The organism is Oceanobacillus sojae, from assembly GCF_900162665.1.
Lineage (GTDB): Bacteria > Bacillota > Bacilli > Bacillales > Amphibacillaceae > Oceanobacillus > Oceanobacillus sojae_A.
This window is the reverse complement of sequence record NZ_LT727811.1, coordinates 331,749-343,820: the sequence shown is the minus strand read 5'-3', so window position 1 is coordinate 343,820 and position 12,072 is coordinate 331,749. Positions and strand designations below refer to the sequence as shown.

Below are 12,072 nucleotides of genomic sequence, written 5' to 3'. Positions count from 1 at the left end.
ATGAGAAGAGTTATTATTGATACAGACACAGCCGGAGATGATACTATTGCACTTTTAACGGCGATGCATCATTTTAAAGTGGAAGGTGTCACGATTACCGGCGGGAATGTAGATTTTGATCAAGAGGTGGAAAATGCACTTTATACTATTCAAGTCGCTAACCCGGAAGAAAAAGTTCCTGTCTATAAAGGATTAGAGCGCCCGCTGCTCGCAACAGGGCAGGAAAAACACCGGACAGTAGAAGATGTTCATGGAGAGGACGGTATGGGTGGTGCACATTTTCCAAAAGCAGCACAGCGCCCGGAAGAAGGACATGCTGTTGATTTTATCATTGAGAAAATCAAAGAGTATCCGGGAGAAGTGAGCTTGTTAGCGATAGCGCCGTTAACGAATATTGCCATGGCAATCAAAAAGGACCCATCGATTATCAAGGATATTCCGCATATTTATATCATGGGCGGTACGAATAATACACTAGGGAATATCACGCCGGCAGCAGAGTATAATTTCTATGTCGATCCGGAAGCAGCAAAGCTTGTACTCCATTCTGGCATCCCAATTACGATGGTCGGCTGGGACATGTGTATCGATTATTCTATTATGGATGACAACGACCATGCGGAAATTGCAGATTTGGAGACAGCAGGCTCACAATTTTTTATAGATATTAATCGTGTCGTGATGCAGTTTAATAAATCTGTGCATCGTCTGAACGGAACGACGCATCCGGATACGCTGTTAGTAGCTATTGCAGCAGATGAACGAATCATGGTGAAATCTCATGATTATTATGTAGATGTGGAAACCAAAGGGGAGCTTACAAGAGGATATAGTCTGGTGGATGTGAATAACCGCTTGGAGAAGGAGCCGAATGTCCGTGTATGTGAGGCGGTGGACCGTGGCCGGTTTAAAAAGAATTTGTTTGATGTTTTAGTGGCAATTAAGTGAATATGTATGATGAAAAACCAAGTCTCTTTTAGGAGGACTTGGTTTTTTATGAGAAATATAAAATTTAACCAATACTAGAAGAATCACTTATTGATACATTTAATTTGTTATCGGCATAGTTAAAAGGAGTGTAAGGAAAAGTTCATTTTCTTTCTTTTTGATCCATTTTGAGAGTTAGGGCTTTTAAAATAGATTATGATTTTACTTTTTTCTCCTCTGTAAACGTTAATTCTTTTTTATTTGTAAGCTTTGTTACTAATAGAAGAACAAGAATTGCAGATAGTGATCCCGGTACAATTTCCCAAACATATTCACTCATACCTGTTGCATACCACACACTTGTAACAAAAGCACCTGTAACCATCCCGGAAAAAGATCCCCATTTATTCACTCTAGAGGGCCAAAATAGCAACATAAGTAACAATGGACCAAAAGCTGCAGCCATTACGGATTGAGCATATAGTATAAGTTTGAATACTGTATCAAGATTAATTAAAGCTAAGCCAAGCGAAAGTATCCCCATCCCAATCATGATTAGTCTGGATAAATTAACCGATTCTTTTGAACTGCGCTGTTTTTTGCTGAAGACTTTCATTAAATCATCACCTATACTCTGAACGACTACTAAAAGTTGCGAGCTATAGGTCGATTGAATGGCTGCAAAAATTCCCGCAATGATGATTCCAATTATGACTGGAGGCATCAATTCATAGACCAATGCCGGAAATGCATTTTCTGAGTCGGTAAGGTTTGGTAAATAAATTCGAGCTGCTAACCCAAGCAGACAAGCTCCAGTCATGGAAATAATATTAAAAGCTGCTTTTACCCACATTCCTTTATAAAAGGTTTCTGTAGCATCTTTAGTGGTAAAGTATCTCTGGAGATTTTGCGGCTGTCCTACTGTCCCCAGCCCCATAACCATCATTCCAAAAACTAAACCAAAAGCCAACGCGCCAGACTTTCCACTGGCTGCTGTTCCTAAGATAGGATCGATAGCTAATAGTTGCCCCCAAAAAGCTCCCCAACCGCCTAAACTAAAAATTAAATATACTGGTAATGCGCCTAATATCAATATCATTAACGTTCCTTGAAAAGTATCTGTCCACATTACTGCCCGATAGCCGCCAAAAAAACAGTAAGCTACCACTACCACAGCAGTAATAACCATTGCGAGATTGTAATCCATATTCATTACTACATTCATTGTTTTACCTGCTGCTGTTAATTGGGAGCCCAGATAGGGAATGAAAAATAATATAATTATACATGTTGCGGTAACTTTTATTAAATGTGTCTTATCATTAAGCTTTTTCTCAAAATAGTCAGCAAGATCTCTAGCTCCCAGTTTACTGCTTTGTCTGCGTAAAGCCGGACCAACAATTAACCAGCTTAAAATTCCTCCAAACGCGTAAGCTGGCAGCATCCACATAAATTCTGCTCCAGAAACATAAGCATAACCTGCAGCACCAATAAAAATCCAACCACTTGTATCAGTTGCTGCCGAGCTCATTGCTGAAGAATAGAAGCCAAAACTGCGATTCCCTAAAAAATAACTTTCTTCATTATCATTCATGCCTTTTCCAGCAAGGACTCCTAAATAAAAAATCGCCAAAAGATAAAGGATAAATACACCTACTATAATAAGAGAGGATGTTATCATATTTTAATCTTCCACTCCCTCTTTGTATTCTTTCTCGTGATGTTTTTTTACTAGATGAATACTAATTCCATAAAGAACAATACAAAAAATGGGTCCGCCAATAAATAAAGCTTGCACAATAAATGGTATCTGGTTCATCAGTAATCCCCCTATTTTTGTTATGTTATTTATTTCAAGTCTTTATCCGGGATAATGACGTCAACAACCTTTGCCCAGCCATTCTCATGTGTGGCAGCATAATCTCCAATAGTATAACTGGCTCCATAAACCTCAACTGGGTTTAATTCATCTAAAGGTTCAATAATAGGGAAATTCTCATATCCAGATAATTTTATGTCTGCATAACCTTCAACTTTTTTCTTTGTTACAAAGTCAGGGCTGCTGTCTCTGCTTAAAACTTTCTGTGTTAAAATACCGGGACCATCATGCCGGGGCATCGTATAAAGTAAAATGTGCGGATATTGCGGAACAACAGGTAATTCCTGTCTCGGTTTTTTGTTTAAATCAACTTCAAAATGAACAATCTCCGCATCCTCTCTAAAAACGGAAACAGAAGTTTTTCCATCTTTTTCTTCTTTTTTAAAATCTGCAGTTTTTTTAGGGTAGCCCCACAGCTCCCTCCCGGCACTTACAGATGAAGCTAAATCTTCATATTCAAAAAGATAATATCCTCCAATTAAATCTTTATATTTAACGGGAACAATAATCCCTAAATCATGGTAAGTAGCTGATGTGCCGTTAGCATAATCTCCAAAGTTAACGATAAAGTTATTACTTACATATTCAAAAGGAGTCGGCTCTAAATATTTTTTTATAATTTCTGGACTGGTTCGACAGTAAATATTAATACTGCTTAGGTCTTTGCAAAAATATGGTATAGATGGGCTTTTAAAAAAAGGAGCTTGTACGGGCATATTATCTGCATTCCAAACTTCAAATGGTCTTTTCATAAATATATTCCTCCATAAAATGATTTGAATTTTAATTAATTTTACGTTAGCTGGTTAGTTGGCTTTGTATCTTGAATTTTGTCGATTACTTTTCCGTATGTCAATGTGAAAGCGCCTTCTAAATATACAGCACCCAGCACTTCTTGAATATCTAACAGATACAAAGGATCTTTTTCAGATTTTTCAATGTTTAAATCAGCTTTTCCAAATACCTGTTTTTTCACTTGAGCATCTTTTAAGACGTTTTGAACAATGCTATTTGTATCGGTCCCTTCTGCTTCAGGGTGCGGCATGCGTTTTACCTGTAGTCTGGGACTGAGTATAGGAACTTCAAATTCTTTTTCATTTGCTTCAAAGGTGATATCAATAATCTTTTTCCCCTTTCTTGATACACTGCCACTGATTTTTTGAGCATCTCCATAAAACTCAACTTCACCCATTTTCTTAGGATATCGCCAGATTTCACGACCAGCGCATAGTGCATCATCTGTATCTACATATTCAAAAGCAACACATGCTCCTTTTTTATCTTTGTAAGCACATTGGATAACAACACCTCCTTCACTATAGTTGTCTAATCCATCAATTTCATTATTCTTTAAGATGAAAACTTCAAAAATATCTGATGTTAACTCAAATTCTTTTGGCAAAAAACGCTGTAAAGCTTCTTTGTTACCTCGACAGTAAACGCTTACTTTTTGGTAATCGTGATAGCGGTAGGGAAGCTTTGGATATAGTGGTGAATATTCTGGTAAAATGGTATATTCGTATTTGTTCATTTGACATTTCTCCTTTAATATCTTTTATAGATATATAAGCAAAAATTGTGCCAAAATTAAAAACCTTGAGTTCTCAAGGTTTTTAAATGAGATAAAAGAAAATTACCAAAAACAAAACAGGTATTATGGGTGATTACTCTTTTTTGAGTAATTTAACTTCTAGAACAAACCGCTCTAAATTATATTTTCTTACTTTATTACTTAATGTTTGTTGAGGAATATCTAAATTTCTTGCTGCTTGTGAGATATTTCCACTTGTTAGCTCTAATTCTTTCTTGATATGTTCTGTTTCCGTCTCTTGTACAATATCTTTAAGTGATATTTTTGATCCCATATAAGACCTGGAGTAGTGAGAATATCTTTGATGAATGACATGTGCATCGTTAAGAAAGGTATCAAATTCAATATCTTCTGGTTCAATTACTCCCTCCTGTTTTGCATTCATGATTCGCTCAATGACATTTTGAAGTTCGCGAATATTGCCAGGCCAATCATAATTTATAAGCCTATCCAGCCCTTTAGAGGTGATGCCGGCTATTTCTTTGGAAAACAATGTATTAAAGTTTAGAATAAATTGATCCACCAGCAGAGGGATATCTTCTTTTCGTTCACGTAGCGGCGGGAGCTCAATATTTAATACATTCAATCGATAATAGAAGTCTTTACGTATAAGCCCTTCAGCAAGCAATTCTTGTGGTTTTCGGTTAGAAGCAACGATCAGCTTTACTTGAACATCAAAGTCTGTTGTATCTCCAACTTTTCGGATACGTTGATCTTGTAGAACACGTAAAAGTTTTGCTTGCAGATTAAGCGGTAGAGAATTAATCTCATCTAAAAACAATACACCTTCGTTAGCCAGCTCGAATAATCCTTTTCTATCTACAGCATCAGTGTAACTCCCTTTAGTGGTTCCAAATAAATAAGATTCCAGCAGGTTTTCAGGAATAGCTGCACAGTTTTGAGTGATTAAAGGTAATTTTTGATCACCCTGCATCTTTTTATGAATCGTTTTTACAAGTACTTCTTTCCCTGTACCTGTTTCTCCATAAATAAAAATAGGAGATAAACTTGCTGTATAAATAGATAAATTGGATTTTATTTTATAGATAGTATCACTTTCCCCAATAAATGTAGAGCCGGGATGTTGGGTTATGGCTGTTTTTTGATTTATTTGTTTTTCTGCCTGCAGATTATGTAATTCAGTATTCAATGCCTCGACAGTAGTAATATCACGAAACAATTCAAATACTCCGGTCACTTTTCCATTTGCTAAAATAGGGTAAGTAGATGTGATGGTTGTTTTTCGCTCTCCCTGATAAGTATAAAAGGTTTGTCTCCTATCTATAATTGGCTGCTTTGTATCTAAAACTTGAACCATTGTACTATTTTCTTTTTTTAAATAAGGAAAGACATCAAAAATAGATTTTCCAATAACTCTTTTATAGTTAAGGCCAAACGCATTGCTGGCTTTATTTGCATATGTAAAGATGAAGTCTGCATTTACTATGATAACTCCTTCATTGATGCTGTCCGTAATAACTTTAAATGCTTCGTCCAATCTAATCACTTCTCTCTAATCATTTTAGAATGAATTAATGCAAAAACAAAAAATAAATAAACGCTCCAAGTAAGAAGCCAAAAATAAACAAAATGCCTCTTTTCATTACAAGTCTCCTCGCTTTTATCCATTGTCTTATTGTTATTGTACTAAAGAGAGAGGGCGATGCAAGGATAGACATTAAAGTTATAAAAAAAGTGAGATTTTATATAAGAGAATGTGGATTCAATCAAGGTTACTTCGAATAGTTATAAAATATATTTTTAGAAAGCGTTGACAAAATAAAACAGCGATGTTAACATCTTTTTTAGATTCAACTTAGATCTATGTTAGATTTTAGGAGGTGGGATACTTGAAAAGATTGATATTAGGTTTTTATGGAGACGATTTCACTGGATCAACAGATGCAATGGAAGCACTGGATCAATATGGCTTAAAAACAATTTTATTTTTAAAAATACCAAATGAAAAGATGATGGAGCGTTTCCAGGATGTTGATTGTGTTGGTGTAGCGGGAACTGCCCGCGCGAAAAATAGAAATGGCATGGAAAAAGAATTAGTTCCTGTTTATGATTTTTTTCAAAAAATAAAGCCATATTTTGTTCATTATAAAGTTTGTTCTACCTTTGATTCTTCACCTGACGTAGGAAGTATCGGGTTTGCCGGTGATCTTGCCCGGAATTATTTTAATAAAGGCAGTTTCCCTTTGCTAGTAGCGGCTCCTATGTTAGGGAGATATACAGCATTTGGGAATCATTTTGCAGCTTTTCAGGATAAAGTATATCGCCTGGACAGACACCCTGTAATGTCCAGGCATCCAGTAACTCCGATGGATGAAGCTGATTTAGCTGTGCATTTGCAGAAACAGACAGAGCAGCGGATAGATAAAGTCAGTGTCTTAGACTTGGAAGAACAGAATGTATCAGAAATTATTGAGAAACATGCTGAAGAAGATAATATTGTATTATTTGATTCGCTAAATGATGTTCATATGGAGAAGGTATCTCAAGTACTTTGGGAAATGAAGGGAACAGATACTCAATTTCTATTAGGGTCCTCCGGCATTGAATATGCTTTGGGGGATGCAATAAAAAGGAATCAAGCAGGTTCTCGAACAGAAAAAGACATAGTATCCTCCAAGATAGAGAAAATATTCTCTGTTTCCGGCAGTGTATCTGAAGTGACAAAGCAGCAGCTGGAGAACGCAGAGGAGGCTGGTTTTCATCTAGAACAAATACCTTATGAATTATTTACTGATGAGGAAAAAGCGGAAGGATTCCTGGAAAAAATAGTGAAGAAAATAGAGCTTAAGAAAAAGGTAATTATTTATACAGCTAAAGGGCCAGATGATCCAATAATTGAAAAAACAAAACAGCATTTACTGGAAGAAGGTATTTCTAAGGAAGATAGAGGGATTTATATCGGAAGGAAATTGGGAGAGTGGACCAAGAAGGTTTTAGACCAGATAGAGATTAAGAGATTAATTATATCTGGGGGCGATACTTCAGGGTTTGTCACATCTAATTTAGATATTTTTGGACTGGAAGTGCTGGATTCTATTGCGCCGGGTGCCCCTTTATGTTTAGCATATTCAGAGAGACCTAAATTTGATGGACTAGAGATTGCATTGAAGAGTGGCCAGTTAGGCGGACCGCAATTCTTTGAGAAAGTCTATCAGTCCGGCTCTTAATAAACTAAGGGAATGAGCGTAATTATGTTATTAAAAGATGTTGCTTATCAGAAAATCAAAGAAAGAATATTAGAAGAAAACTATGAACCCGGAAGATTTCTATCAGAAAGAACATTGATAGATGATTTGGGGATGAGTAAAACACCAATAAAAAATGCACTGGTTCGATTAGAATCAGAAGGATTTGTAACCGTTTCTTCAAAGCAGGGAATTATTGTGAATGATATATCCATTGAAAGAATTAATGATATTTATAATCTGCGGGTTGCTTTAGAAACTTTTAATTGTAATGAGATTTATAAACGCATAACAAAAGAACAATGCAATGAATTAGAAGAGATTGTTCATGCTACGGAGAAAGCGGCAGAAGAAGAAGATGTCAGCTTATTCGCAACACTGGATCATGAATTTCACTTAGCGATTAGTGAATTTGCCGGGAATACAGAGATTACTAAGATTTTATTAAACTATCAAGACCATTTGCGTAGAATTACGTTACGTCATTTAAAGAAAGATCCAGGAAGAGTAAGGAAGTTCTACCAGGAACATATAGAAATCCTGGAAGCACTTAAAGCAAAAGACAACCGAAGCTCGGAATTGATGAGAGATCATTTGATAGATTCAAAAATGATTTATTTCCAATAGATGAGTTTGGAATAGGGAGAGAGAATCATGAAGGCAGTATTTGTAGACGATGCAGAGAAAGTAGTTGTTAAAGAAGCAGCATTACCAGAGTTGAAGGAAGATGAGGTTCAGATTAAAGTGTCGGTAGCAGGGATTTGCGGCTCGGATATTCACACCTATAAAGGCTTGCATCCTTTTAGAAAGCCCCCGGTTATTATTGGGCATGAAGTTGCTGGAGAGGTAGTTGAAGTAGGGGAGAAGGTAACTCATTTTAAAGTGGGAGACCGGGTTACTGTTGAACCTCAGATTGGTACAGGGGAAAGTGAAGGGATTATGACGGGTAATGTTAACTATTCAGATAACCGTTTAGCTCCGGGAATGGGAGACTGGCTGGGAACTATGGCAGAGTACTTTATTGCACCGGAAGCTCAGGTTCTTCTTTTGCCTGATACTGTTACGTATGATGAAGGAGTGCTTGTGGAGCCCTTGGCGGTCGGTGTGCACGCTGCTTATAAAGGGGATGTGAAGCCAACAGACAGAGTTGCTATTTTAGGAGCAGGTCCAATTGGTCTCTTAACACTTATTGCTGTTAAAGATAAAGGCGCAGAAGACGTTGTTGTGACAGATGTGCTTGATTATTCTTTAGACAAAGCAAAAGAAATGGGAGCTTCCAGTGTCATTAATATTAAAGACAATCAAAATTGGATTAATGAAGCGAAACAGACATTGGATAAGGGATCATTTGATAAAGTTTTCATTACTGCCGGAGTTCCGGGGATTGTTAATGATGCGCTGAATTTATTAAAAAAAGGCGGTCGTGTAGTAACTGTAGCTATGTTCCATGGTCAACAGGAAATGGATATTGAGCAGCTGCAGCAAAATGAAAAAGAAGTGGTTGGATGTATGACATACAATCGTCCTGACTCGGAGAAGGCTTTGGAAATTATCACAAAAGGTGAATTAAACGTTGCTAAAGTTATATCTCATAAATTGCATTATGAACAAGCTGGAGAAGGATTTAAGATGGTCGATAAAAAGCTGGATAACTCTGTGAAAGTGCTTGTTTCTTTTGAATAGGGGGATAAAAATGAAATCAAAAATAGTATTTTTACTCTTATCAATTACAGCTCTGCTGTTGACTGCTTGTAATCAGGGAAATGCGGATGAAAAAGAGACAAAAGTATTACGGCTTGGACATATTCAAAGTGAATCTAATGCTTGGCATAAGGGGTCGTTGAAATTTGCTGAGCTGGTCGAAGAAAAAACAGATGGTTCTGTCAAAGTAGAGGTTTATCCCAGCTCTACTTTGGGAGAAGATCGTGATTTAGTAGAAGGAATGCAGATAGGTACGGTAGATTTTGCTTTAGTAGCTGGAGTAATGTCCAACTTCTATGAACCTTATTCTATTTTAGAATTACCTTATCTATTTCATGATTTAGGTCACTTAGAAGAGTTTGTTTACGGTGATGAAGGTAAGCGTTTGCAGGATGATATGTTAGAAGAGACGGGAGTCAGAGGTCTGGAGTTTTGGTTACGCGGTCCCAGAGAATTAACCACGAATAGATTAGTAGAGAAACCGGAAGATTTAAGGGGAATAAAAATTCGCGTGCCTAATATTGAAGCATCCGTAGAGGGGTGGAAAGCAATGGGGGCTAGTCCGACTCCAATGAATTTTGGTGAAGTTTACTCATCTCTGCAAACGGGTGTCATAGACGCACAGGAAAACCCAATAGAATTTACTGCCAGTGCCCGTATCCAGGAAGTGCAGGACTATCTGGTGATGACAGATCACGTATTTGGCTATGTTCAGCTCCTAATGAGTGATAAAACATTTGAAGGACTGACGGAAGACGAAAGAGATGCTGTTCTAGAAGCAGCGGAAGAGGCAAGAAATTATCAAAATGATTTGGTCTTTCAGGAAGAAGAGGAAGCTGTCCAAGCCATGTTGGATGCAGATGTAGAAATTGTTGAAGTTGATCAAGAGCCATTTAGAGAGGCAGTGCAGGATATTAATGAAAAATTAGCTGATAAGTATGGAAGAGAGTTATATGACACCATACAAGGTATGAGGGAGTAGAACTTATGAATAAGTATATTAGAGCAATCGATAAAATAAATAGTGTTATCAAGTATTTGTTGGCTGGTTTACTAATTGTCTTAGCTGTTCTAGTCGTATTACAGGTAAGTACGCGATTTATTATTAATATACCCCTCAGCTGGACAGAAGAATTGGCAAAATATTTAATGATTTATATTGTTTTTCTAGGGTCCGGTCTCGCATTCCGTACGAACCAGCATATAGCAATTGATTTTCTGCTGCAGGTTTCGAGTCCGAAAACAAGAAAAAAACTTGAGAAAATTATTTTATGGATAAGTGCTATTTTTTGTATAGCATTAGCTTATTATGGAGCGCATTTAACTTATTTAGTCATTGGTCAGTCTACTCCAACTTTACAGTATTCCATGGCTTGGGCATATGCTGCTATACCGGTCGGGTCACTTTTAATGTTCTTTAATGTTATTGCAGCATTAATAGACCCGCATAAAAAAACCGTGGAAGGTGATATCCAATGATTTTTGTACTAGTTATATCTTTACTTTTATTATTTCTTTTAGGGGTACCGGTCGCTATTTCATTGGGGATTTCATCCAGCTTAGCTCTCCTGGTAGCAGGTGATATTCCATTGCTTGCATTGGCTCAAAGAGCATTTGTTTCTTTGGATTCATTTCCTCTGCTTGCTATTCCGCTATTTATATTAGCCGGAGCATTAATGGAGTATGGAGGAATTTCACAAAGATTAATTAATTTGGCTAATGCGATTACAGGGCATGTATCTGGCGGTTTAGCCATTGTGACAGTAGTAACAACAATGTTTTTTGCGGCTATTTCCGGATCAAGTGTAGCTGCAACAGCCGCCCTTGGAGCTATTTTGGTTCCTGCTATGATAAAAAGAGGGTATGAAAAGGGAGTAGCTGGAGGGGTCCAGGCTATATCGGGTACATTAGGTATAATTATTCCCCCGAGTATCCCATTGATTCTATACGGCACTGCTGTTGGAGCTTCTATTGGGGATCTATTTGTTGCCGGGATGGTTCCGGGGATTATTATTGGTATTGGTTTAATCGTAACAGTATATATTCTGGCAAAAAAGCGAAATTACACAAAAGAATCAAAGAAATCAGCGAAAGAAATTTGGAAAGCTTTTGTAGATGCAATTCCGGCACTAATTATGCCCGTAATTATTCTGGGAGGCATTTACAGCGGGATTTTTACCGCGACAGAAGCAGCCGGAGTGGCAGTTGCTTATGCCTTTATAGTGAGTGTCCTGCTTTATAGGACAATTACAAAAGAAAATATTAAAGAAATTTTGACAGCGGCATCGTTAACCACTTCTACGCTTATGCTTATTCTTGCAACTGCAGGATTATTCAGCTGGATTTTAACCATTGAAAACATTCCACAGCAGGTTGCCAGTTTCATAACATCTATTTCGGATAATCCAATGGTATTTTTAGGTATTGTTGTGTTGCTGTTATTACTCGTTGGTATGTTTATGGAGACGAATGCTGCAATCATTATTTTGGCACCAATACTTGTTCCCGTAGCTATTGAGCTTGGAATTAGTCCCGTTCATTTTGGTATTGTAATGATTGTAACGCTTGCAATTGGCATGGTTACACCTCCATTAGGATTGAACTTATTTGTAGTATCCAAAATAGCCAATATTCGTATAGATCATTTAACAAGAAGCTTGATACCATTTTATATAGCTATATTGATCTGTTTACTAGCAATTACATTCATTCCTGGATTGACAATGAGTGTTGTTGAATGGATGAAATAAAATAATAATGAAAGGGTG

The 12,072-nt window shown here is 37.1% G+C and carries 12 protein-coding genes; 7 read left to right on the top strand and 5 right to left on the bottom strand.

Going from position 1 to position 12,072, the window contains the following annotated elements:
• Nucleotides 1–948 carry a nucleoside hydrolase gene (locus BN1068_RS08930; protein ID WP_077602511.1) on the top strand — a complete coding sequence of 316 codons (948 nt, stop codon included), beginning with the start codon at nt 1–3 and terminating at the stop codon, nt 946–948.
• A 193-nt stretch (nt 949–1,141) separates the two neighbouring features.
• On the opposite strand, the gene BN1068_RS08925 is transcribed toward BN1068_RS08930, so the two are convergent.
• The 5 genes from BN1068_RS08925 to BN1068_RS08910 form a co-directional block, all read right to left on the bottom strand.
• Nucleotides 1,142–2,608: a sodium/proline symporter gene (locus BN1068_RS08925; RefSeq protein ID WP_077602510.1), complete on the bottom strand. Its 1,467-nt coding sequence runs from the start codon at nt 2,606–2,608 to the stop codon at nt 1,142–1,144.
• Nucleotides 2,609–2,611: 3 nt separating this feature from the next.
• Entirely contained in the window at nt 2,612–2,746 is a 135-nt protein-coding gene (locus tag BN1068_RS24180) for a hypothetical protein (protein WP_303046893.1), read from the bottom strand.
• 29 nt (nt 2,747–2,775) lie between these two features.
• Nucleotides 2,776–3,558: an acetoacetate decarboxylase family protein gene (locus tag BN1068_RS08920; protein WP_077602509.1), complete on the bottom strand. Its 783-nt coding sequence runs from the start codon at nt 3,556–3,558 to the stop codon at nt 2,776–2,778.
• Nucleotides 3,559–3,599: 41 nt separating this feature from the next.
• Nucleotides 3,600–4,337, bottom strand: coding sequence for an acetoacetate decarboxylase family protein (locus BN1068_RS08915; RefSeq protein ID WP_077602508.1), 738 nt, complete (start codon nt 4,335–4,337; stop codon nt 3,600–3,602).
• A gap of 133 nt (nt 4,338–4,470) precedes the next feature.
• Nucleotides 4,471–5,895: a sigma-54 interaction domain-containing protein gene (locus tag BN1068_RS08910; protein WP_175637112.1), complete on the bottom strand. Its 1,425-nt coding sequence runs from the start codon at nt 5,893–5,895 to the stop codon at nt 4,471–4,473.
• 343 nt (nt 5,896–6,238) lie between these two features.
• On the opposite strand from BN1068_RS08910, the gene BN1068_RS08905 reads away from it, so the two are divergent.
• The 6 genes from BN1068_RS08905 to BN1068_RS08880 are packed head-to-tail and all read left to right on the top strand — an operon-like array spanning nt 6,239 to nt 12,054.
• On the top strand, nt 6,239–7,585 hold the full coding sequence (locus BN1068_RS08905) for a four-carbon acid sugar kinase family protein (RefSeq protein WP_254846738.1): 1,347 nt from the start codon (nt 6,239–6,241) through the stop codon (nt 7,583–7,585).
• Between the two features lie 24 nt (nt 7,586–7,609).
• Nucleotides 7,610–8,230 carry a GntR family transcriptional regulator gene (locus BN1068_RS08900; RefSeq protein WP_077602505.1) on the top strand — a complete coding sequence of 207 codons (621 nt, stop codon included), beginning with the start codon at nt 7,610–7,612 and terminating at the stop codon, nt 8,228–8,230.
• 27 nt (nt 8,231–8,257) lie between these two features.
• A complete protein-coding gene (locus BN1068_RS08895; RefSeq protein WP_077602504.1) occupies nt 8,258–9,286 on the top strand; it encodes a zinc-dependent alcohol dehydrogenase in 1,029 nt (342 codons plus the stop codon).
• Nucleotides 9,287–9,296: 10 nt separating this feature from the next.
• The gene (locus BN1068_RS08890) at nt 9,297–10,286 is read left to right on the top strand and encodes a TRAP transporter substrate-binding protein (protein WP_077602503.1); all 990 of its coding nucleotides are present in this window, start codon (nt 9,297–9,299) and stop codon (nt 10,284–10,286) included.
• A 5-nt stretch (nt 10,287–10,291) separates the two neighbouring features.
• Entirely contained in the window at nt 10,292–10,783 is a 492-nt protein-coding gene (locus BN1068_RS08885; RefSeq protein WP_077602502.1) for a TRAP transporter small permease, read from the top strand.
• Nucleotides 10,780–12,054: a TRAP transporter large permease gene (locus BN1068_RS08880; RefSeq protein ID WP_077602501.1), complete on the top strand. Its 1,275-nt coding sequence runs from the start codon at nt 10,780–10,782 to the stop codon at nt 12,052–12,054. The genes BN1068_RS08885 and BN1068_RS08880 overlap by 4 nt, the downstream gene beginning before the upstream one ends.
• Nucleotides 12,055–12,072: the final 18 nt, after the last annotated feature.